The 22,535-nt window shown below is 44.1% G+C and carries 24 protein-coding genes and 1 riboswitch; of the genes, 1 reads left to right on the top strand and 23 read right to left on the bottom strand.

Annotated features, from left to right (window positions below; genetic code table 11):
* Positions 1-105 precede the first annotated feature (105 nt).
* The 9 genes from metK to SALPA_RS25190 form a co-directional block, all read right to left on the bottom strand.
* Entirely contained in the window at positions 106-1,296 is a 1,191-nt protein-coding gene (gene metK / locus SALPA_RS25230; RefSeq protein ID WP_145100567.1) for a methionine adenosyltransferase, read from the bottom strand.
* Positions 1,297-1,366: 70 nt separating this feature from the next.
* Positions 1,367-1,475: riboswitch (SAM riboswitch) on the bottom strand.
* A gap of 54 nt (positions 1,476-1,529) precedes the next feature.
* Entirely contained in the window at positions 1,530-2,732 is a 1,203-nt protein-coding gene (gene coaBC, locus SALPA_RS25225; protein ID WP_145102273.1) for a bifunctional phosphopantothenoylcysteine decarboxylase/phosphopantothenate--cysteine ligase CoaBC, read from the bottom strand.
* A gap of 9 nt (positions 2,733-2,741) precedes the next feature.
* Positions 2,742-2,948, bottom strand: a complete 207-nt coding sequence (rpoZ, locus tag SALPA_RS25220; protein ID WP_021170572.1) for a DNA-directed RNA polymerase subunit omega — start codon at positions 2,946-2,948, stop codon at positions 2,742-2,744.
* Positions 2,949-2,970: 22 nt separating this feature from the next.
* Positions 2,971-3,609 (bottom strand): guanylate kinase, encoded by a 639-nt coding sequence (gene gmk / locus SALPA_RS25215; protein ID WP_145100565.1) that lies wholly within the window; start codon positions 3,607-3,609, stop codon positions 2,971-2,973.
* A gap of 20 nt (positions 3,610-3,629) precedes the next feature.
* Positions 3,630-3,896: an extracellular matrix/biofilm regulator RemA gene (gene remA / locus SALPA_RS25210; RefSeq protein ID WP_145100563.1), complete on the bottom strand. Its 267-nt coding sequence runs from the start codon at positions 3,894-3,896 to the stop codon at positions 3,630-3,632.
* Positions 3,897-3,946: 50 nt separating this feature from the next.
* Complete coding sequence (locus SALPA_RS25205) at positions 3,947-4,831, bottom strand: YicC/YloC family endoribonuclease (RefSeq protein ID WP_145100561.1); 885 nt, start codon at positions 4,829-4,831, stop codon at positions 3,947-3,949.
* A gap of 149 nt (positions 4,832-4,980) precedes the next feature.
* Positions 4,981-5,583, bottom strand: coding sequence for a hypothetical protein (locus SALPA_RS25200; RefSeq protein WP_145100560.1), 603 nt, complete (start codon positions 5,581-5,583; stop codon positions 4,981-4,983).
* A gap of 118 nt (positions 5,584-5,701) precedes the next feature.
* On the bottom strand, positions 5,702-6,535 hold the full coding sequence (gene dapF, locus SALPA_RS25195; protein ID WP_145100558.1) for a diaminopimelate epimerase: 834 nt from the start codon (positions 6,533-6,535) through the stop codon (positions 5,702-5,704).
* Positions 6,536-6,560: 25 nt separating this feature from the next.
* A complete protein-coding gene (locus tag SALPA_RS25190) occupies positions 6,561-9,317 on the bottom strand; it encodes a calcium-translocating P-type ATPase, SERCA-type (RefSeq protein ID WP_145100555.1) in 2,757 nt (918 codons plus the stop codon).
* A 143-nt stretch (positions 9,318-9,460) separates the two neighbouring features.
* Here SALPA_RS25190 and SALPA_RS25185 point away from each other — a divergent pair, with 143 nt between their 5' ends.
* Positions 9,461-11,215 carry an NFACT family protein gene (locus SALPA_RS25185; RefSeq protein ID WP_145100552.1) on the top strand — a complete coding sequence of 585 codons (1,755 nt, stop codon included), beginning with the start codon at positions 9,461-9,463 and terminating at the stop codon, positions 11,213-11,215.
* Here the strand turns inward: SALPA_RS25185 and pyrR are convergent.
* The 14 genes from pyrR to SALPA_RS25115 all read right to left on the bottom strand — a co-directional run bounded on the left by pyrR (position 11,202) and on the right by SALPA_RS25115 (position 22,458).
* Positions 11,202-11,765, bottom strand: coding sequence for a bifunctional pyr operon transcriptional regulator/uracil phosphoribosyltransferase PyrR (pyrR, locus tag SALPA_RS25180; protein ID WP_304624555.1), 564 nt, complete (start codon positions 11,763-11,765; stop codon positions 11,202-11,204). The two genes, SALPA_RS25185 and pyrR, sit on opposite strands and share 14 nt — an antisense overlap.
* Positions 11,766-11,769: 4 nt before the next feature.
* A complete protein-coding gene (locus SALPA_RS25175) occupies positions 11,770-12,723 on the bottom strand; it encodes an RluA family pseudouridine synthase (protein WP_145100549.1) in 954 nt (317 codons plus the stop codon).
* 9 nt (positions 12,724-12,732) lie between these two features.
* Positions 12,733-13,203, bottom strand: a complete 471-nt coding sequence (lspA, locus tag SALPA_RS25170) for a signal peptidase II (protein ID WP_145100546.1) — start codon at positions 13,201-13,203, stop codon at positions 12,733-12,735.
* A gap of 93 nt (positions 13,204-13,296) precedes the next feature.
* Entirely contained in the window at positions 13,297-14,001 is a 705-nt protein-coding gene (locus tag SALPA_RS25165; RefSeq protein WP_145100543.1) for a TVP38/TMEM64 family protein, read from the bottom strand.
* 155 nt (positions 14,002-14,156) lie between these two features.
* Positions 14,157-14,834, bottom strand: a complete 678-nt coding sequence (locus SALPA_RS25160; RefSeq protein WP_145100541.1) for a TraR/DksA C4-type zinc finger protein — start codon at positions 14,832-14,834, stop codon at positions 14,157-14,159.
* Between the two features lie 15 nt (positions 14,835-14,849).
* Positions 14,850-15,377 (bottom strand): nitroreductase family protein, encoded by a 528-nt coding sequence (locus SALPA_RS25155; RefSeq protein WP_145100538.1) that lies wholly within the window; start codon positions 15,375-15,377, stop codon positions 14,850-14,852.
* A 22-nt stretch (positions 15,378-15,399) separates the two neighbouring features.
* Positions 15,400-15,726: a DUF5665 domain-containing protein gene (locus tag SALPA_RS25150; protein ID WP_222428114.1), complete on the bottom strand. Its 327-nt coding sequence runs from the start codon at positions 15,724-15,726 to the stop codon at positions 15,400-15,402.
* A gap of 82 nt (positions 15,727-15,808) precedes the next feature.
* Complete coding sequence (gene ileS / locus SALPA_RS25145; protein ID WP_145100535.1) at positions 15,809-18,601, bottom strand: isoleucine--tRNA ligase; 2,793 nt, start codon at positions 18,599-18,601, stop codon at positions 15,809-15,811.
* 299 nt (positions 18,602-18,900) lie between these two features.
* Positions 18,901-19,206 (bottom strand): DUF167 domain-containing protein, encoded by a 306-nt coding sequence (locus tag SALPA_RS25140; RefSeq protein ID WP_255451351.1) that lies wholly within the window; start codon positions 19,204-19,206, stop codon positions 18,901-18,903.
* Positions 19,207-19,208: 2 nt separating this feature from the next.
* Positions 19,209-19,661 carry a DivIVA domain-containing protein gene (locus tag SALPA_RS25135; RefSeq protein ID WP_145100532.1) on the bottom strand — a complete coding sequence of 151 codons (453 nt, stop codon included), beginning with the start codon at positions 19,659-19,661 and terminating at the stop codon, positions 19,209-19,211.
* A 21-nt stretch (positions 19,662-19,682) separates the two neighbouring features.
* Complete coding sequence (locus tag SALPA_RS25130) at positions 19,683-20,477, bottom strand: RNA-binding protein (protein WP_145100529.1); 795 nt, start codon at positions 20,475-20,477, stop codon at positions 19,683-19,685.
* Complete coding sequence (gene proC / locus SALPA_RS25125) at positions 20,477-21,289, bottom strand: pyrroline-5-carboxylate reductase (protein ID WP_145100526.1); 813 nt, start codon at positions 21,287-21,289, stop codon at positions 20,477-20,479. The genes SALPA_RS25130 and proC overlap by 1 nt, the downstream gene beginning before the upstream one ends.
* A gap of 27 nt (positions 21,290-21,316) precedes the next feature.
* Positions 21,317-21,769, bottom strand: a complete 453-nt coding sequence (locus SALPA_RS25120; protein WP_145100524.1) for a cell division protein SepF — start codon at positions 21,767-21,769, stop codon at positions 21,317-21,319.
* Positions 21,770-21,789: 20 nt separating this feature from the next.
* Positions 21,790-22,458 carry a YggS family pyridoxal phosphate-dependent enzyme gene (locus SALPA_RS25115; protein WP_145100521.1) on the bottom strand — a complete coding sequence of 223 codons (669 nt, stop codon included), beginning with the start codon at positions 22,456-22,458 and terminating at the stop codon, positions 21,790-21,792.
* Between the last annotated feature and the right edge of the window lie 77 nt (positions 22,459-22,535).

Here is a 22,535-nt window from a genome sequence, read left to right as displayed (position 1 = left end):
TAGAATACCTCCTTATTACTGAATTAAATGTCCAGCAATGTTAGTATTACCATTGGCTATCAATTAATAAGTTTATCCGCTGTCCCAAGTTGCGCTAAGGCTCCTTTAGATATTGGCTTCTTTGCGAAGAAGTTCGGCTTTATCAGTATGTTCCCAGGGCAAATCCACGTCAGTACGGCCAAAGTGACCGTAGGCGGCTGTTTGGCGATACAGAGGCCGTCTAAGATCAAGCGACTTAATTATCCCGGCAGGCCGTAAGTCAAAATGTTTATTGATAAGTTCAATAATTTTATCTTCTGCAATTTTATTAGTTCCAAAAGTTTCTACCATAACAGATACTGGCCGGGCAATACCGATGGCATAAGCCAATTGAATTTCACATTTATCGGCTAGCCCGGCAGCAACTACGTTCTTTGCAACATAGCGGGCAGCATAGGCAGCAGACCTGTCAACTTTTGTGGGATCTTTACCCGAAAAAGCACCGCCGCCATGACGCGCCATACCGCCATAGGTATCAACTATTATTTTACGTCCGGTTAAACCAGAATCGCCTTGCGGTCCACCCACTACAAACCGGCCGGTCGGGTTAATATAGTATTTAGTTTTAGCATCCAATAATTCTCCCGGAACTATGGGTATGATTACGTTGGCAATAAGGTCTTTTTCAATAGTCTCACGGTCAACGTCAGGGCTATGCTGGGTTGAGATTACAATTGTGTCAACACGCACTGGTTTGCCATCTTCATATTCAACAGTGACTTGTGTTTTTCCGTCAGGACGCAAATAATTCAGATCGCCGTTTTTACGAACTTCTGATAAGCGCCGAGCCATTTTATGTGCTAAGGCAATAGGCAGCGGCATAAATTCCGGAGTTTCATTTGTTGCGTAACCAAACATCATGCCTTGGTCACCGGCGCCAATAGCGCCAATGGCATCAATCTCACCTTGTTTAGCCTCAAGTGCTTTGTCTACACCCAAAGCAATATCAACCGACTGCTCGTCAATGGAAGTTAATACACCGCAGGTTTCACCATCAAAACCATACTTGGCACGGGTGTAACCGATGCTCTTAATGGTCTCACGCACAATTTTGGGAATATCAACATAGCACTTAGTGCTGATTTCACCTACTACATGTACGATCCCTGTGGTAACTAATGTCTCGCAGGCTACCCGGGCCTCAGGGTCCTGGGCGATAATAGCGTCAAGCACACTGTCAGAAATTTGGTCAGCAATTTTATCAGGATGGCCTTCCGTTACAGACTCAGATGTAAACAGCACACGTTTTTTGGTCAAAATAGTATTCCTCCTAATCCTAACTGGGTTACTAAAAAAAGAACTCCCGCAAGGGAGGTGTGATTTTCCACTCCCATCTCGCGGTTTTACCGCTGGAATTGGCACCGTTTTTAACATAAATATGCTAAATGGTTGCCGCGGTTTCATTGGGCCAGTCCCTCCACCACTCTTGATGAGTATAGTATATGCAATTTGTCACTTCAAAAAAATTTTAAACTAATTACCTAAAAAAATCAAGTAGATTTTGTCAGCAATGTACTGATTTTGTCTATCATGATCTCAGCTACCTGCTGTTTGCTAAGCTGAGGAAGTTCTTCTACATTGCCATTTTTATGGATAATTTTTACAATATTAGTATCAATATTGAAACCAGCCCCAGGCAGGGTGACATCATTAGCAATGATCATATCAAGGTTTTTTTTGGTTAATTTTTCCCGGGCATGAATTATAAGGTCTTTCGTTTCGGCGGCAAAGCCAACTAGTATTTGCCGTTTTTTCCTTTGCCCCAGCTCAAGAAGAATATCCGGATTCTTAATGAGATTAATGGTCAAAGTGTCCCCTGTCTTTTTTATCTTTTGTTCAGCTACCTGCTCTGGACGATAATCCGCAACAGCTGCCGCTTTGATTACAATATCGACAGTATCAAATTCAGCAAGTACAGCAGCCTGCATTTGGGCAGCTGTTTCTACTCTGGTAATAGTTACCCCCGGTGGAGCAGGCAGACTTGTCGGACCGGAAACAAGTATGACTTCAGCCCCCCGTCTGGCTGCTACTCCGGCAAGCGCATATCCCATCTTGCCGCTCGAACGGTTGCCAATATATCTGACAGGGTCGATGGCCTCACGGGTACCGGCCGCTGTAATTAGTATGCGCTGCCCCCGTAAATCCTGGCAGTTATGTAGCAGCGCTACTACTTTATCCACGATGACTACCGGTTCTGGCAACCGCCCCGGTCCTTCAACGCCACACGCCAACAAGCCGGTAGCAGGTTCTATAATATGATAACTCAACCCTGCCAATTTGGTTAAGTTTTGCTGAGTAACCGGGTTAAGATACATATTGGTATTCATAGCCGGTGCCAGTACTACCGGGGCTTTTGTAGCCATAATGGTAGTAGTAAGCATATCATCAGCTATACCATTGGCGATTTTACCAATAATATTGGCGGTAGCAGGTGCAACAAGAAACACATCCGCCCAGTTAGCTAAGGCAATGTGCTGCACGTTCCAAGTTTTGGGTTCTTCCCACATATCAGTTACTACCGGGTTACCGCTAAGCTCACGAAAAGTTAACGGGGTGACAAACTCTGCGGCTGCTTTGGTCATGATAACGTTGACGTTACAACCCGCTTTTTTCAAACGGCTGACAACCTCAACTGCCTTGTAGGCTGCGATTCCGCCGCTAACTCCCATAACAATGTTTTGACCTGAAGACATCATTGACTCCTATTTAATACCAGTTTTAGTACGCTCATAGGACATTTCGCCCTGAGCAACTTCTTCTAACGCAATTGTCACTGGTTTGTTGGATTTGCATTCAATAAGCGGCTGCTGCCCATCCATAATTTCCCGCGCCCGTTTGGCAGCTAGCACTACAAGTGTGTATTTACTGTCAACCTTTTTTACTAAAGAATCTAATGACGGATTAATCATAGCGTTTCCCCTTATTTATTATTTAACGGTGTTGGCACTCTTCACCAACACAACCAGCATAATAGAGATTATCAATTAAAGCTGTGTTACGCTGGGCCCTTAATTTTTCAGCCGCAATAATGGTTTTGATTTTCTGTACGGCTGTCGCCACCTGATCATTCATCACAATATAGTGATAGTTATGTGCCAGGGAAAGCTCACTACTGGCGCACTTCAGGCGTTTTTTGATGACATCAGAGCTATCGGTGCCACGCTTGTGAATTCTGTCAGCCAGTTCATCCAGCGAAGGTGGAATAATATATATGTATACACCTTCCGGAAATTTTTCTTTAACTTTCATGGCTCCTTGTGTATCTATTTCTAATATGACATCATAGCCCCTGTTTAACTGCTCAACCACATAGTGACGTGGTGTCCCATAAAAATTACCGTAGACTTCAGCCCATTCCAGGAGATCGTCATTTTCAATCATCGTTTTAAATTGGTCTTTGGCAACAAATAGATAATTTATTCCTTCCACTTCTCCTGCCCGGGGCGACCGTGTAGTAGCCGATATAGAGTATTTCAAATAGGGGTTGCTATGCAATAACTCTCGACAAACGGTGCCTTTACCAGTACCCGAAGGGCCGGAAACAACAATTAATATTCCTTTTTGCGGCATGGGCTGTCTCCTTTCCAAGATTATTCAGCAGGGTCATCAGCAGTCTCTTTGCTGGTCAAGCGGTGAGCTACTGTTTCAGGCTGCACTGCCGATAAAATGACATGATCGCTGTCGGTAATAATTACAGCGCGAGTCCGGCGGCCGTAGGTAGCATCAATAAGCATACCCCGGTCACGCGCTTCCTGAATAATACGTTTTATGGGGGCTGATTCAGGACTGACAATAGAGATAATCCGGTTAGCCGAAACAATATTACCAAAGCCAATATTAATCAATTTTATATCCATTAGAACTCCTCCTATAAATTTATAGGCTATTTAGACGTAATGTTTCTATATTACTCTATGTTTTGGATTTGCTCTCTGACCTTCTCTATTTCACTTTTAATTTCAACCACAACATTGGCAATAGTAGAATCATTTGCCTTGGAAGCAATAGTGTTCGTTTCCCGGTTTATTTCTTGAACAATAAAATCCAGTTTACGTCCTACCGCCTCAGAGGCTTTAATCGTTGTGTTAAACTGTGCTAAATGACTTTTGAGCCGGACAATCTCTTCAGTAAAATTTGTCCTGTCAGCAAATATAGCTGTTTCCTGGAGCAGTCTGGTTTCATCAGGCTCGGCCCCTGCGGCAGTTAGCAGTTCACGCATGCGGGATAATAATTTCTCCCGGTATTCGACAAGAATTTGCGGTGCCCGTTCCTCTACTGTTGCAATATATGTCTGGAGTTTATCAACCCGCGCTTCCAGGTCTTGCTCAATGTTGGACCCTTCAGTTTCACGCATTTTCATAAGATTACCGATTGCCCCTTCAATGGCGGTAAGCAGTTTGGGCCATAAACACTCTACATCTTCAGTAACTTCCTCCACTTTGAGAACGTCGGGATACTTTGATAAATGGTATATATTGTCAGTTACTGGTACTTCTAGCAAACCCGCTAATTCTCTCATTGCATTATGGTAAGCCATTGCCAATTCTTTGTCAACCCTTACGGCCTTTTTCTTTTCCCCATATTCATCAACGGTAATAAAAGCGTCTATCCGTCCGCGTAAAATAGTATTGGCAATCGTGCGGCGAATCCTATCCTCCAGACTTCCCAGAGTTTTAGGCATGCGAATGACAATTTCATTGTAACGATGATTTACTGCTTTAATTTCAACCACAATACGGTGAGTAGAATCAATATATTCTCCCCGGCCAAAACCGGTCATACTTTTGAGCACAAATTTGCACCTTCCTTTGCGTATGTTATTATTGACGGATAACACGATTTTAACCGTAGTTTTTTACATTTACTTCGCTTTGCTCGTTATAAATCCCTTTTTCGCCAAATAAAAAAATAAATGGAGATCATCTCCATTTATTTTAAAAATTATTTAAAGTTGGGTAACTCAAAATAAAAGCGCCGTTCTTGTTTGTCTTTGGTAGTTACTGTCAGGGTAATTGGCTTGCTTAAAACTACGTCTCGCTCATAAAAATAAAAATAGTAATGAGCAGTATAATGCGGCTCCTTTGAGGTCCAGGAATTTTTTACCGGGGGGTTGATTACAGCATGGTAGGGTTTGATTATCTTTTTTTCTTGCTTAATAATAACTTGAACATTATCACTAAATTTTTCAGTATTGCCATTTACGATTATACTGAAAACAAGACACCCGGCATAGTCAGCCAGAATCTGTTCGCTATTAGCAAGCTCAATAGTTTGCTTGCTAATAGCTTTATCACGAGCGTCGTAAGCTAAGAGCAAAAATGGTGTGTACAAATAAGCTCTTTCCGTTGTTTCATTGATGATAGCAGCTTGTTCCTCATAAGCAAGCCAAGGCTGAAGAAAATCTGAGAGAGGCAGTTGGCTGCGTTTGACGCCATATTCTTGCGCTTCTAAGATAACATCCCTATTAATAAAAGTGATAGCCCTAGCAGACAGCGGAACAGAAAGCATGATGATTAAGCCGAGAATAACGGTAACAAGCTTCACCTAAACACCTCCGCGGACAAAATACTTTCCGTATAACTATTATACTTCCGATTAAAAAATTCCTTTTTTTTCTGAATCTTAAATCAATCATTAATCGAATCTGCATGAGCCAGTTACTTTATAATAAATAGTTACCGCGAAATACCTCTACGGCCGGACCTGATTTATAGATATGGTTGTTTTCGGCCCATTCAAGGTAAAGATCACCGCCATCTAATTTGACTGTGGCCTGGCGATCGGTACAGCCATTTAAAACCGCAGCTACCAAGGCGGCGCTAGCTCCTGTGCCACAGGCCTTGGTTATGCCGGCACCACGTTCCCAAACCCGCATTCTTATTGTTTTCCTGTCAATAATTTGCAGAAACTCAACATTGGTTTTTTTGGGGAATAAGGCATGGGTTTCGATTTTGGGCCCAATAAGTGCCAGTTCAACTTTGGTGATATCGTTGACAAAGATCAGGCAATGGGGATTACCCATAGAGACACAGGTGATGTGATACGTTTCTCCCTCTATCGCCAGCGGCGTGTTTATTACTTGTTCTTCCGCATTACCGATAATAGGAATTTCGCCCCGCTTAAGTCTGGGGAGTCCCATATCAACTTTAACTGTTGCCAGTGTACCATTTTTAAAGATTAGTTCAGGCGTAATAATTCCCGCCAGGGTATCTAGGGTAATAACGGTTTTGGCAGTTAATTTGTTTTCGTAGAGATACCTGGCAACGCAGCGGGTAGCATTACCACACATATCAGCTTCGCTGCCGTCTGAGTTAAAAATTCGCATTTTAAAATCAGCAATGTCTGATGGCAGCAGCATGACAAGTCCGTCGGCACCAATCCCAAAGTTTCGGTCACAGACAGCAATCGCTTGTTGCTGGTAATCAGCAATATGTTCTTCCATACCATTGACAATTACAAAATCATTACCTAATCCATGCCATTTAGTAAACTGCATGCTATTTCCTCCTAGGATAGTATAGCTATCGGCTTTGTGGTATAGTGGCTCGGCGGGCGGGACGACGTTTGAATATCTGCTTGCAGGCACTTACTATTAGTGTCCAGCCTGATACGATCAAGATAAACAGCCAATGCCCCACAGATAAAGGTACCGTCGAAAAGATGGCGCTTAAAAAAGGTATGTACATTACAGAAAGTTGCATGATACTCGAAAAAGCAACGGCTGCCAGCAAGTATCTGTTGGTCATGAACTTAAGTTCGAAGATAGTAGCCATTTCCGACCGGCAATCAAATACATGAAACATCTGACAATATACTAATGTAGCAAAGGCCGCTGTACGGGCTGCAGCTAAATCGTCCTGCATATAGTATATCATACTAAAGACAAAAAGTGTGCTCAAACCAATTTGGATGCCACGGCCAATGATTTTCTGACTTAGTCCCCGGGAAAAAACGCTTTCTCCAGGATGGCGGGGTGGCCGCTGCATAACATTGGGGCTGCTGGGGTCAACTCCCAGTGCCATGGCAGGCAGTCCGTCAGTGACAAGATTGACCCACAGTATTTGTACAGGTAAAAGTGGCATCGGCAGCCCGAAAAGGGCAGCTAAAAACATAGTAAGGACTTCGCCGATATTGCAAGCTAGCAGATAACGAATGAATTTGCGGATATTCTCATAGATGCCGCGGCCTTCTTTTACCGCGGCCACGATTGTTGCAAAGTTATCATCAGCTAGAACCATAGCCGAGGCTTCTTTAGTTACATCGGTGCCGGTAATTCCCATGGCAACGCCGATATCAGCTTCTTTAATAGCTGGAGCATCGTTAATGCCGTCACCGGTCATGGCTACAATATGCCCTTGCCGTTTAAGCGCCCGAACGATTCTTAATTTATGGGCTGGCGAAACACGGGCATAAACGGTAACACGATTGACAATTGCATCAAGCTCAGGCTCAGACAAGGCGTCAAGTTCTTTACCAGTCAGTGTCATATGCTGGTTTTCTTTATAAATATTTAGCTCCTGGGCAATAGCAATCGCTGTATTCTTATGATCGCCAGTAATCATCACTGTTTTAATACCAGCATCACGACACAGGGCAATCGATATTTTAACCTCTTCCCGCGGGGGATCAATCATGCCGATAATGCCGGCAAATACCAAATCATTTTCGATGGCTTCATCAGGATTTTGGGCTTGTGCAGGGGTTAGGCGACGGTAAGCGACAGCCAACACTCTGAGGGCTCCTGAGGTCATTTGTTCATTCATGCTGTTTATCTGGGCAATGTGATTCTTGGTTATCGTAGTGGGACCGGCATCTGTATGATAATACCGGCATAATTCCAGGATCACGTCAGGAGCGCCCTTAACATAGAGAGTATTGTTGCCGTTAGTATCACGGTACACAACCGACATCCGGCGACGTTCGGATTCAAAAGGAATTTCAGTTACCCGTTCCTGGACTTTCTCAATTTCGCTTTGCCAAATGGCTGCTTTGCCTGCTGCTACAATAATAGCCCCTTCTGTTGGATCACCTTCTATACACCAGCCAGTTTCAGTTTTATTACGCCATACACCGGTAATAGCAATCGTATTCTGTTTTAAGATGCTGTTGTTACAAAGCACGCCGATTGTAAGGCATTGTTGCAACGCTTTATTTTTATTTATATCAAGGGGCTGCTGGTTGAGCAGGATGCTGCCTTTAATATCATACCCCGAACCGGTAACTTCATAATGATTGCCATCAGTGAATATTTGGCGTACCGTCATGGCATTTTGTGTTAGTGTACCAGTTTTATCTGAACATATTACTGTTGTACAGCCTAATGTTTCAACTGCTGGTAATTTTCGAATAATGGCGTGTTGTTTAATCATTCGTTGAACACCAAGTGCCAAGGCGACTGTAACAATAGCGGGCAACCCCTCCGGAATAGCAGCAACTGCCAGGCTAATACCGGCCATACACATAAGAAATACCGATTCTCCTCTAACTACCCCGGTAATAACGACAATTAAACAAATAACCAGACAAGCCCAAACTAACCATTTTCCCAAATGCTCAAGGCGTCGTTCCAGCGGAGTGGTTTCTTCTGTTGTAGCCTGAATCATATCTGCTATATGACCGACTTCGGTAGCCATGCCAGTCGCACAAACAACAGCCCTGCCACGGCCCCGGACTACGTTAGTGCCGGAAAAGACCATATTTTTCCTGTCGCCTAAAGGAGCATCCTCACTAAATTTGCGGTCAGCTACTTTGCGAACAGACGTAGATTCTCCGGTTAACGCTGCTTCCTCTACCTCCATATTATGTACATCAATGAGTCGGCCGTCAGCCGAAAGCTTGTCACCTGCTTCAAGTACTAAAATATCACCAGGCACAAGTTCTCTGGCTGGAACTTGTTGGACCATACCGTTTCTCACTACTCTGGCAGTAAGCGAAGCCAGTTTTTTTAATGCCGCCAGTGACTGCTCAGCTCGATATTCCTGAATAAAACCTAATACAGCATTCATAAGGACAATGACTAAAATGGTAATGGCATCAGCATATTCACCCAGAAAAGCCGATATCAGTGTCGCTCCTAGCAGCACTAATACCATAAAGTCCTGAAATTGTGCCAAAAACCGTTTCCACCAAGCTGGTTTTTCTTTTTCAGCCAGTTCATTACAGCCGAATTTTTCCAGCCTGGTCTTGACTTCAGCAGAAGATAAGCCATCAGTAAAACTAGTTTGCCAGAATTGAACTGCCTCCTCAGACGTACGTGTATACCATTTTTTCCTATCCATGCAGCCACCTCGCTACCATGTGTTGTGTTTGCTATATTAACCATAGTATTCTATTGGCAGCAGAATTAGACCGGGTTTGACCGCTAAATGGCAGGGTGTTATACTATTGGCAAATTGTCTTATGTTTTTGCGGAGGTTATAGTATGAATATTGATGGATTGTCGCTTGCACCGCTTGTAGGTGAGCTTAATGCAGCGCTTACGGGTGGACGCATTGATAAAGTATTTCAACCAGACTCTTACTCCCTCTTACTATGGGTACGCCAGCCAGGAGAAAACCTGCGTTTTTTTCTATCGGCAAACCCTGAGCGCCCTAAATTGCTCATTACAACGACTATACCCGAAAATCCGGCTGTAGCCCCTAATTTTTGCATGTTGCTCCGGAAACACCTGGAAGATGGGCGCATTGCCAGTATTGAGCAGCATAGTCTTGACCGTATTGTCAATGTCAATATTGATGTTCGTGGTGAACGCGGCCGGATTTTCACTAAACGCTTAGTCATTGAAATAATGGGGAAATATAGCAATATTATTTTACTGCAAGATAATATTATTATTGATTCTATAAAAAGAGTCAGTGCTCATGTAAGCCGCCACCGTCAGGTTTTGCCTGGTAAAGAGTATATTTACCCGCCTGGTCAGGATCGCCTGAATATCCTGGATATTGATTCTACCCAGTTTGTCACGCAAGTATTAGCTGCGCCTGCCACTTCACTGAGCAAGGCTATTATTGCAACCGGAATTGGTCTTGGCCCGCTTACGGCAAAAGAACTTGCCTGGCGTGGTGGTTTTTCCCCTGATATTCGCATGAACGATCTTGATACTGCCGACATAGGCGCACTAAGTGAAGCCGTCACCAGTATTGCCAGCCAACTCAAGGACGGTTTGGCAGCACCGACTGTTGTAGTTGAGGGGCAGGACAAGCCGCTGGCCATTGCCGCCTTTGTTCCCGAACATCTTAGACAGCATAACCTGCACAATTTTTCTACAATGAGTGCTGCTGTCGATTTTTTCGATAAGTTTAAAGGCCGGCCGCCCTTGCCTGCAAAAGAAGTAGTAACAAAACTACTAGCTGCAGAAATAGCAAAGTTAACCCGTAAGCATGCTGTGCTGGCAGAAGAATTGTCTCAGGCCGAAAACGCCGGTGAACTCAGAAAGTGCGGCGATATTCTTATGGCCAATTTGTATAGTATTATTCCAGGTGCTGACAAACAGGCTTTCTTAGACATATATAGTGAAACAAGCGAAGCACAGGAAATTATTATCAACCTCAATCCGGCGCTATCCGCGATCGAAAATGCGCAGCAATATTACACCAAGTACAATAAAGCCAAACGTTCGGAAGAGCATTTGACCGGTCAGCTGCAGGAATGCCAGACAGATTTTACCTACCTGGAGAGCATTGCCGTCGCCCTTTCCCATGCCGATGCGAGTGCCGAGATAAATGAAATTCGTCAGGAATTAGTCACTGCCGGATACATAAAAACAGCCGACAAACGACGTTTGTCAGCTGCTCCGTTAGCACCGCTTTCGGTGATAACTACCGATGGTTTTACTGTTATTATTGGTAAAAATAATCGTCAAAACGACTTAGTAACTTTCAAACAGGCTCGCCCGGATGACATTTGGCTGCACACGAAAGATATTCCCGGTTCACATGTTATTATTCGCGGTGAAAACCGGGAAATATCACCACAGGCGATCAATGAGGCCGCACAATTAGCCGCCTATTACAGCAAAAGCCGTCAGTCGGCCAGTGTTCCTGTCGATTATACAAAACGCCGCTATGTGCGCAAACCTTCAGGTGCAAAACCAGGCTTTGTTATTTATGACCATCAAAATACTGTTTATGTAACTCCTGAAGAGGCGCTTATCGGCAAATTACTTACTCCTCAATAATTTCTTTAATGACAACCTGTTCACTGCAATCTGTTGCCGTTAGCTGCACGCTGACGATTTCTTTGCTTGAGGTTGGCACATTCTTGCCGACGTAGTCAGCCCTAATCGGCAGCTCACGGTGACCGCGGTCAATTAGTACCGCTAATTGAATAGCAGCTGGCCGGCCAATGTCCATGATAGCATCAAGTGCTGCCCTTACGGTTCGTCCTGTAAATAAAACATCGTCAATTAGTACGACTTTCTTGTCATTAATGGAAAACGGGATTAGCGTCTCATGCACAATAGGCTGATAAGCCAAGGTTGATAAATCATCCCGATATAAGGTGATGTCCAGTACCCCAACAGGCAGGTCAACCCCTTCGATTCGTTTGATTTCTTCAGCAACTCGCTGGGCTAACGGAACGCCGCGTGTTCTGATACCAACTAGTGTTACATCGCTAACTCCTTTGTTGCGTTCGACAATCTCATGGGCCACCCGGGTCAGGGCACGTTTAATCGCTTGGGAATCCATAATGATGGCTTTATCTAACATCGTAACCTGCTTTGCCATATTCTTATATCTCCTTTCTTCTACTTGCCTGTAAGCGGTTAAGTATAGTAGTCATATCTGCTGGAAGTGGTGCGGTAAACAGCATGTCCTCCCCGGTAATGGGATGCTTTAGTGACAGTTCAGCTGAATGCAATGCCTGCCCTTTTATCGCAAATTGTTTTTTTTCAGGACCATATTTGGGGTCACCTACAACAGGGTGGCCAATATACTGCATATGAACTCTAATTTGGTGAGTCCGTCCTGTCTGTAATTTGCACTCAACCAAAGTAAAGTTAATAAACCTTTCAATAACGCGAAAACGGGTTATCGCTTCTTTGCTGTTACTAAATGTGACGGCCATTTTTTTTCGGTCAGCAGAGTGCCGCCCGAGAGGAGCATTGATAATCCCCTGTTCTTCCGCAATATTCCCATGAACAATTGCCAGATATTTGCGGCTAGCCGTGCGGGTTTTAATTTGTTCAGCAAGGGTAAGATGAGCATGATCATTCTTAGCCGCTACCATGACACCAGAAGTGTCTTTATCCAAACGATGTACGATACCAGGACGGATTTCACCATTGATACCGGATAAATCCTGGCAGTGATCCAAGAGCGCATTGACCAGCGTGCCTTGATAATTGCCGACTGCCGGATGAACAACCATACCGCGTGGTTTATTGATCACAATAATATCTTTGTCCTCATAAAGGACGTCAAGCGGAATGTTTTCAGCCAGAATCTCGACCGGTTTGGCTTCTGGAATAGTTACAGTTATAGTGTCGTTAGCCTGGGTTTTATAGTTTGCTTTAGCCTGCTTACCATTCACAGTAATCAGCCCATCGGCAATAAGTTTTTGCAAATGAGAACGGGACAGTTCTCCAAACCGGCCTGCTAATAAAACATCCAGGCGAATGTCTTTGTCTTCGGCTGTAGCTATAAAATTGGACGTGCTGCTGCTAGCTTTTTCATTTTGTTCCATGATATCATCCTATCTTGGGTTTTCTTGGTTTTCTGTTGGAAAAGTGCTAAACACAAGGGTATAAATAACACAACCAACACCTGTTACAATGGCAATATCGGCCACATTAAAAACCGGCCAAATGCGAAAGTCCAAAAAATCCACCACATGTCCGGTTTGCACCCGATCAATAACATTGCCAATTGCTCCGCCCGCGAGCAGGCTTAGGCCTAGTCGCATAAGCCGGAAGGGTTCGGGTATATGTTTTAAGAAATAACCGGTAAGTCCCAGCATTACGAGTGCAATTACAATAAAAAGCATTCTTTGATTTTCTAAAATACCAAAAGCAGCGCCAGGATTTAATACATAGGTAATATGAAATATCCCGTCCACCAAAGGTATAGACATTCCGGGCAGCATCTGGCTCTGAATATACTGTTTTGACCACTGGTCAATAAGTACTACTGTTGTAGCAATAACTGCTAATAGTGATATTGGCACCCATCTTCTCTCCTATCCTACATCAACTGTATAAGCTATGATAACATGATACCAATATAAAGAAAAGCACAGCAATAGTTGCCGCGCTATAATTTACTTCTCTTTTGGGAAAGTGAAATAACGCTCAATAGTACTGCGATAGTAATAGACTAGTAGGCCAAGCGCTATTAATATGGAGGTAATAGCGGCTACTGCCTTACTATTATGGAAAAGGTGTTGTCCAAGGATCGAATAGAGCACAATGGCGGGTGTTTGGCCGATCGCAGTCGCGGTAGTGAACTCACAACAGGTAAGTCTAGTCAGACCAGCCCCATAGCTAATAACTTTAAAAGGTACAATTGGCACTAGTCTGGTGATAAATACGGCTATGATACCATGCCGCTTAAAAAAACGATCAGTAAAGTTTAGATATTTACTGTTGACAAATCGCTCGATTACCGGGCGGCCATACCAGCGGGCAATCAAAAAATCAAGGACGGCGCCCAGGAGTGCTCCGGACCAGGAATACAGGGCACCATATTGCCAGCCAAATATCCAGGCATTGGTAATCGTTATGATAATTCCCGGAACCAGTGGTACCAAGGACTGTAGAGCCATAAGGGCAATACTTGTTATAGGTGCCCATATGCCATAAGACAGGATAAACTGGCGCAGACCTTGAAAATTGCGATATTGCAGATAGGTAATGCCTTCACTGGCAAACTGCTGTACTCCGGGTAAACAAAAATAAGCGGCTACAACCAGTCCAAAAACGCCAATTCTACTTAGCACTATATAGGTGTTTTTGGGACTGGTCATTAAGCGCCCTCCTAGTGCATTAACTTTTTCCATAAATACTATCGTCTCGCTCTTATATGATGTCTATGCTAGCAACCAAACTAGTGTATCCACTTGCACAGTTTATAATTAAACACAAGCAATTAAATTCCTGCATACCAAGTAAAGAAACCAGGCTATCGCCCGGTTTCTTTTTCTTCTATTTGCCGTCGTTTTCTAGCATGGTTACTAGTGCTTCCGGGTTCATTAGGGATAGCGTCAGCCAAGTCAACAATACCCTGGTGTTCATTGCTATTAAGAAATAGAGCTTTATAATCATAGGTTCCGGGGATATCCTGCGGTGTGTCTGAGCTGCCATAGCGGGCCACGTCCTGCCAGGCGTCCTCCCCGTCATAACCGACAGAATCAACTCTGTCCGAGTCAAGAAAACTTCGATGAAACGGCGGCGCAAGTGAATCTTCTTCCAGCGGACGGGGTGTAACATCAATCTGTTCTGATTCCTCTTGGCATTTTTTGCACTGAGTGGCCCACGGAAGCGCTTCAAGCCGCTCAGTTGCTATCTCGGCGCCGCAAGTGTCACAGCGCCCATAGGTTCCTTGATGAATTTTATCCAGTGCGTGTTCTACGCTTCGTAAAAGCACGCGCTCGTTGTCTCTTAGTCCCAAATCCTTGCCACGCTCAAAGGTCTCACTACCTAAGTCAGCCGGGTGATTATCATAAGCCGACAGTTCACCGGTTGTATTAGATAATGCAGCACGCAGGCCATTATCTTCTAACTGCAAGATGGTATGGACTAAATCCCGTTTTTTGGCTTCCAGCTGTAGTTTGAATTTTGTTATTTGTTCAGGGTGCAAGGTAAAGCCCCCTTGTCAGTGAATAAATTTGACGACTTCATTCAAGCGTAGCCGCTCTTTATATTCTTTTGGCTGTTCACCACTATAGCCTAAACAAATCATGGCTACAGCCCTAAGGCGAGGCGGAGCCTCTACGGCCTCCTGGACTTTTCTTTCATCAAAAGCGCCGACCCAGCAGGCTGCAATACCTAATCCTTCTGCTGCCAGGAGAATGTTTTGGGCGGCGGCAGCTGAATCCTGGAGACAATATAACTGGGCTCCACGTTCGCCGTACCTTTCGTTGGAACGGGCGGGATCAGCTAAAATAACAACAACAGTGGGTGCGTCGCTAATTTGTTCTTGATTAAAGGAGGCAGCAGACAATTTTGCTTTTACTGCTGAGTCTTGTACTACATAAAAATACCAGGGCTGCAGGTTGCCGGCACTAGGCGCCATATTACCGGCGTCTAAAATTCTAGTTAATGTTGGTTCCGGAATTTGTTCAGACTTGAATAGGCGAACACTGTGACTTTCACGGATGCAATCAAAAATGTCTTTTGTCATGCGTCATCCTCCTGGCTTGGAATTAGAATGTTCCGTTCTTGGTTTCAACAAACCGGAGAATATCGGCGATAAAACCACCGATACCCGGTATATTGAGCATAATCAACTGCTTGAGAAAAGCGAGTAATAAGGCGAACACCAAGCTGGCTCCAATGGCAATCCCTAATCCGCGGGCAATACCGGCCACAAAATTGGTGAAAATCAGCTTAGCCGGACGTTCCAGCATCTCCATATAAGCAGCAATTCTCATAGCCTCTAACCGGTTTACCAGCCGTTCTAGCTGTTTGGCTACAAATTCGGTCTGATCTTTAGCAGTCTTTGTAGTATTTACCGGATGTTTATTATCCATACAATAGTCCCCCACTTGTATTATTATTATTACCCGGCGAATAAAAATAAACCGGAATTAAGCTCCGGTTTATCATACATGCTTACATGTTTTTTACTACAGCAGCGCACCGTTGACAAAGAGCTGGATGTTCTTTGTCCTGGTTCACTGTCGGGCTATAAATCCAACAACGTTCGCATTTCACGCCCTGAGCCGGAGCCACAGCAACTGCAAGTTGCATGTCGGCGGCCCGGTAGGCTTCACCCGGAGCCTGTTCAATAGTATCAGATAAAGTTACTTCAGACACAATGAGTAGTGTGGCTAAATCGTCCTTAATGGTCGAAAGTGCAGTCAGCTCCTCCCCGGCAGCATACAGACTAACCGCTGCATCTAGCGAATGACCAATAACCTTGTTGCGGCGGGCTGTTTCAAGTGCTTTAGTAATTTCACCGCGTAATTCAAGTATTTTTCCCCATTTAGCTTCCAGCGCAGTATCCAAATATTCAGGACGGGCTACTGGCCAACTTGTTAACTGAACGCTTTCAGCACGGTTTGCTTCTTTGGGCATATACTGCCATACTTCCTCGGCAGTAAAGGTTAATACCGGCGCAACCACAGCAACCAGGGTGTTGAGAATCTCATACATCGTCGTTTGCGCAGCGCGGCGTTCAATTGAAGTCGGCAACCCAGTATAAACGCGATCTTTGAGGATATCAAGATAAAAAGCGCTTAGATCTACCGCACAGAAGTTATGCACTGTATGATATAACAAATGGAATTCGTAATCTTCATAGGCCTGAGTGACTTTAGTCCGGACTTGTTCTAACCGCATCAGCGCCCAACGGTCAATCTCAAGCAGCTGGTTGTAGGACACTTTGTCGGTGTCAGGGTTGAAGTCATGCAAGCTGCCTAGAATGTAGCGGAAAGTATTGCGGATTTTGCGATATACTTCTGACAACTGCTTAAGGATATCATTGGAAATGCGAATATCAGCTTTATAGTCGGCTGATGCTACCCAAAGGCGCAGCACATCGGCACCATATTTTTGGATAACCTCCTGCGGGTATATGACATTGCCAATTGACTTGGACATTTTTCGACCATCACCATCAACAACGAAACCATGGGTTAATACCGCTTTGTATGGCGCTACCCCCCGTGTGGCTATTGAAGTTAATAGTGAGGATTGAAACCAGCCGCGATGCTGGTCACTGCCTTCCAGATATAAATCAGCCGGCCACTGAAGTTCTTTACGCTGCCCAAGTACAGCCGCATGGCTGGAACCGCTGTCAAACCATACATCCATAATATCGGTTTCTTTTCTGAATTCTTCATGGCCGCAATGCGGACAGGTAAAGCCTTGTGGCAGAATTTCCTCCGGCTTTTTGGCCCACCAGGCGTCAGAGCCTTCTTTGCGGAAAAGTTCTTTGACAGCATTAATTGTTTCATCATTAATTATATGCTCATTACATTTGGTGCAGTAGAAAATCGGAATAGGAACACCCCACACCCGTTGCCGCGAAATACACCAGTCTTGACGATCAGCCACCATATTGCGGATACGATCTTCGCCCCAGGTGGGAATCCACTGAATTTCGTTGGCTATGGTTTTGAGAGTAGCATCTCTAAATCCATCAACTGAGGCAAACCATTGTTCAGTTGCACGATAGATAATCGGGTTCTTACAGCGCCAGCAGTGAGCATATTGATGTTTAACCGAGCCTTTGCCGAGTAGCAGCCCACGCCCAGCCAATTCTTTTATAACAGGCACATTAGCATCAGACACAGTCAGGCCTTCAAATTTACCGGCTTCTGCAGTAAATTTACCAGTTGGATCAACAGGACTAATGATCGGCAGGCCGTATTTCATACCTACCTCAAAGTCTTCCTGGCCATGGCCGGGAGCCGTATGTACACAGCCGGTGCCAGCTTCCAGGGTGACATGCTCACCAAGGATAATAGGTGACTCACGCTCAAAGAATGGATGACTGAAGGTCATACCTTCAATGGCAGCACCCTTCATTGTTCCCAGGATTGTGTATTCTCCCAGATTATTAGCCTTAACAACTGATTCCACCAATTCACTTGCAAAGAGATAAATTTCATCATTAATTTCTACCCAGGCATATTCAATCTCAGGGTGAACACAAATGGCAACATTCGCCGGCATAGTCCAGGGAGTTGTTGTCCAGATAACGGCATACACTTTCTCCCGGTCAACACCCACCGGCAGGTTACCTTTATCATCAATAAGAGGAAATTTAACATAGATAGAATGTGATTTTTTCTCGGCATATTCAATTTCGGCTTCAGCTAATGCGGTTTCACACGAAGTACACCAATAAACAGACTTTAGGCCCTTATAAATATAGCCTTTTTTGGCCATTTCCCCAAACACTTCAATTTGTTTGGCCTCATATTCGGGGTAGAGTGTTATATATGGATTTTCCCAGTCACCAGCAACGCCCAGACGTTTGAAGTCTTCCCGCTGAAGGTTTAGACATTTAAGAGCATATTGCTTGCATTCACGCCGCAAATCAAGCGGGTTGAGCTCATGGCGGTTTAACCCAAGAATTTTAATGGCAGCATGCTCAATCGGCAGGCCATGAGTGTCCCAACCTGGAACGTAAGGAGCATCGAATCCCTGTAGCGATTTATATTTGATAATAATATCTTTAAGGATTTTATTTAAAGCAGTACCGATATGAATATTACCATTGGCATATGGCGGGCCGTCATGCAAGATAAACTTGGTTTTACCCTTGCTTTGAGCCAGTTTTTTCTCATAGATTTGTTGCTCATTCCAGTATTCCAACATTTTCGGTTCCCGTTCGGGAAGATTCGCGCGCATTGGAAAATCGGTTTGTGGCAAGTTAAGTGTTTTGCTGTAATCCAAAATTAGCACCTCCATATAAAATAAAAAACCCTCATCCCCAAAAAGGGACGAGAGATAAGTTCCCGTGGTACCACCCTACTGGCTGATATAGCCGCTCTACAACGCGGTAACGGGCGTTAGACGGCGGAGCCTACTTGAACTTTCAGTCCGCAGTTCAGGAGCGATGTTAGGCCATGATCTTGATTACCAGGCTCACACCATGTCCTGGTTCGCTGTAAACCGCCATCAAAGCGTGTCTCCGTCATTACTGATAAAATATTATCATGTACGCATATATTATACATGATTGGCGCACAAAGTCAATTATCCAGGCAGAGCATAGTGAAAAATTTCTTTTTATCAATGCCTGTTACCTTAATCACTTTTAAACGACTATTTTGGCCAGTAGTAATAACTACAGAACTTTTTGCTACATCCAGAATGCCAGCAATAAAGGCAGTACAGGCAGCATTAGCTGCACCATCAACTGGCGGCGAAGTCAGTTTAATTTTAAGACAATCTCCCATAATGCCGGCAACCATATTTTTACTTGCACGCGGCTGAACACGAACTTTAAAGGCAATGCCGTCTGGCAGCTCTCTAATGTCAAGTACATTGTCAGGCAAGATTAGTTTTCATCCTCATCAACATTGTTAAGCATTTCCATTTGCGCTTGTAAGAGAGTACGCAGCCGAGTACGGAACACCTTCGATTGTTTTTGTAATTCTTCATATTCGCCAGTCATTCTGCGAACTTTAGCCAAGGCTTCCTCAACCAGTTTTTGCGCACTAATTTCAGCTTCCTTAATTATGAGCTCTGTTTCTTTTTTGGCATTAAGTTTGACTTCTTCAGCTGTTTCCTGGGCAATGACCAGTGTGCTATGGAGAGTGTTCTCCATATGCTGGTAGTGCTCGAGTTTGCTGTTAAGGCGTTCGATTGTTTCTTTCCGCTCAATATTATCACGATATAGTGTCTCATAATCTTTAATAACTCCGTCAAGAAACTCATCGACTTCATCTTCTTTATAGCCACGAAAACTACGCTTAAACTCTTTATTATGGATGTCTAATGGCGTTAGCATAACTCCCCACCCCTATTCAAATTACATAAAGCGTCTAAGTAAAACGCTATATCTGCCTTTTTTCGTTTGTCCAGGCACTTCAATAACTTCTACCCGTCCCCGGCCACGCATAGAAATAATATCCCCCACCTTTATGACTTGTGATGGGCTTTTGGCTTCTTGCCAATTGATTTTTAGTTTGGCGGCTACAATATCTTCAGCCATTCGGGTGCGTGAGGTTCCAAAACCAGCGGCTGCTACAGCATCTACTCGCATAGAAGCCACAGTTGCCCGGATTTCTTTGATTTTTTCCTCTTTTGCCGGAATATCATCAAGCGATACTTGTGAAACAGAGACCACAGCTTGTCCAACTTCAGTTACGTTCTGTACAATATAAGCAGCCATAGTTGCGTCGGCTAAGACATAACATTGATCTCCAGCTACAATAATGTCACCAAGGATTTCACGTTTTATGCCAATACCCATGAGCGCTCCGAGCACGTCCCGATGTGACAGGCGATAATAACGACTATCCCATTTAAGCAAAATGACTTTTAACCCAAAATCAAATGAATCGGCATACTCAAGAAACTCAGTGTCAACAAACGCCACTTTAACCCGTTCTGCACCAGGATAACCGCCATTTGTTTCCAATGTCAGCCTATCATAATGGGCAACGATAGTTTCAGCAATACTTAAACCATACGGATCAAGGAATTCGCTGACTTTGTATTTGCGGCTTTTGAGCGCAATCTCTGCCAAATCCAAAAGCTTTGCTGCTAGCTCCGCATCACCTGAAGCGCGATAATAGCGTAAAATTTTGTCCCGTTCACTCATTACCTTTTTCCCATCTCCCGGGACCGTTCTGTGGCAGCAACAACAGCATCAATAAGTGCAGCCCTTACTCCCTTTTGTTCTAATACATGGACACCAGCAATAGTAGTACCACCCGGCGATGTTACCATATCTCTCAGTTTGGCAGGATGTTCGTTTGTTTCGAGTACCATTTTAGCAGCGCCCATTAACGTTTGGGCTGCCAATAATATTGATGTCTGCCGGGCTAAACCAACTCTGACGCCAGCATCGGCGAGAGCATCAATTAAAACAAAGGCATACGCCGGACCGCTGCCTGACAGGCCGGTAACAGCATCCATCGAATCTTCGCTAACAGTAACAACCCGGCCAACAGACGCAAATACTTCGGCCACTGGGTCACTAGCTGCTTTTGTTGTATACTTCCCCAGCGCCATAGCGGAAATGCCTTCACCAACGGCCACCGGGGTATTAGGCATAACCCGAATGATTGGAACTTCAGCCAATTTGCTTTGCAATGCAGCAATTGTCACGCCGGCTGCCACTGATACCACTATCGTAGTTTTCGTTACTAGCGGTGCAATTGTGTCAATAACGTTAGCAATAACTTGTGGCTTTACTGTTAGAAATACGATATCAGATTGTTTGATAATTTCCTGACTATCAGGTGTTGTTGCAATTGCAAACGTACTGCTTAGGTAAGCCAGACGTTCACGGGAAATATCATTCACCATTATTTGGGACGGCATTACCAATTCCGCATGTAAAATACCGCGAATGATTGATTCGGCCATCGCACCGCCGCCGATAAAACCAAGCTGTTTATTTGTTAACATAATTCCTCCATTTGGCATTCAGTCTATTTATTGGCCCCAAGGCAAGAACGTCTTATCACTGACATCTTCCCGCGGACTATAGGCAACGTCAACATTATTGGGGGCACATAGGAAAATATTATTGCCGACTTTCTGAATTTGACCATTTAATGCATAGGTCGTACCACTAATAAAATCAATCATCCGTTTGGCAATATCAGGGTCAGAGCTTTCAAGGTTAACGACTACTGGTTTACGGCTTTTTAGATAATCGGCAATATGCTGAGCGTCATCAAACGAAAAGGGTTCAACAACCATAACCTTGATTTGTTTCGATTGCTGTTGGGTATTATTGCTATTTTGGGCCATGGGTAGTGAGACCACATTATTATTTTTTGGTTTAACTTTTGTTTCGGCCTCCTCTAGTTTCGAACGATCTTCCTCTTGTTCTGCTGATTCAAACAGACCAAGACTGCCCCAAACTTTTTCCATAAACTTCATAACGTTCTTTCTCCTCCTTACTATTGACGCGAACCAAATATTCCAGTACCAATACGAACCAAGTTTGCTCCTTCTTCGATAGCTACCATATAATCATTGGTCATTCCCATGGATAACCATTTAATGTCAGTATTTGCCAGATGCAAGCCCTTTAATTCGGCGTATAACTGATAAAGTTCTTTAAATACCGGACGCACTGTTTCCGGGTTTTCACTATAGGGCGCAATCGTCATAAGACCGCATAACCTGACATGTTCGAGCTGGCTAATATAGTTAGCTAATGGCAAGGCCTGACCAAATTCAGTGCCAAACTTGCTTTCTTCATCAGCGACATTAACCTGTAGGAGTACATCCTGGCATTTGCCTAGCTTAGCAGCAACCTTATCAATCTCAACAGCCAGCTGTTCACTGTCTACAGAATGAATGAGGTCTGCCAGCGGTACTGCCTGACGAACTTTATTTGTCTGTAGGTGACCAATAAGATGCCACTCAGGCGATAGACCAGCCGCCTTTATCTCAGGATACTTAGACAGCATTTCCTGAACCCGGTTTTCTCCCACAGCTGTTATTCCAACAGCTAATGCCTCTAGCATGGAGGAAACGCTATGATTTTTGGTAACAGCTACCAGTTTTACTTTGCTTGTATCTATTTTAGTTTTTATTTCCGCAATATTTTGCGCTATGGACATGGTAAACCCTCCATTCAAATAGTTTATTCGCCCACAAACAAAATTTTCCTCTATCAAGTACATATATTATTCTATCT

It is taken from the genome of Sporomusa sp. KB1, from assembly GCF_007830295.1.
Classification (GTDB): domain Bacteria; phylum Bacillota; class Negativicutes; order Sporomusales; family Sporomusaceae; genus Sporomusa.
The sequence above is the reverse complement of the archived record's forward strand: the minus strand, read 5'-3'. Positions and strand labels throughout refer to the sequence as shown.